1 pseudogene (cut by a window edge) is annotated in these 496 nt (G+C 71.0%); it reads right to left on the reverse strand.

From position 1 onward, the window contains the following. Positions 1-496: pseudogene (locus HGG74_RS04775) on the reverse strand (thiamine pyrophosphate-binding protein) (its annotated part continues 435 nt past the right edge of the window); the annotation flags it as partial.

Here is a 496-nt window from a genome sequence, read left to right on the forward strand (position 1 = left end):
ACGTTCTGCCGGGTCAGCACGATCCCGGCCGGCCGGTCGTGCTGCTCCAGGACCGTCTTCCAGGCCTGGGCCGTTTCGTTCGCGTCCGCGGGCCGGACCACGTCCAGGCCCGGGATGGCCCGCAGGGACGCCAGCTGCTCGACCGGCTGGTGGGTGGGCCCGTCCTCGCCGAGGCCGACCGAGTCGTGGGTCCAGACATAGATGCTCGGCACGCCCATCAGGGCCGAGAGCCGGATGGCCGGGCGCTGGTAGTCGGAGAAGATCAGAAAGGTCCCCGAGAAGGCCCGGGTGTGCGAGGAGAGCACGATGCCGTTGACGATGGCCGCGGCGGCGTGTTCGCGGATGCCAAAGTGCAGCACCCGCCCGTACGGGTTCCCGGACCAGGCCTTGGTCTGCCGCGAGGCCGGGATAAAGGAGGGCTCGCCCTCCAGGGTGGTGTTGTTGGACTCGGCCAGATCCGCCGAGCCGCCCCAGAGCTCGGGCAGCACCGGCCCGA

This window comes from Arthrobacter mobilis (assembly GCF_012395835.1).
Taxonomy (GTDB): domain Bacteria; phylum Actinomycetota; class Actinomycetes; order Actinomycetales; family Micrococcaceae; genus Crystallibacter; species Crystallibacter mobilis.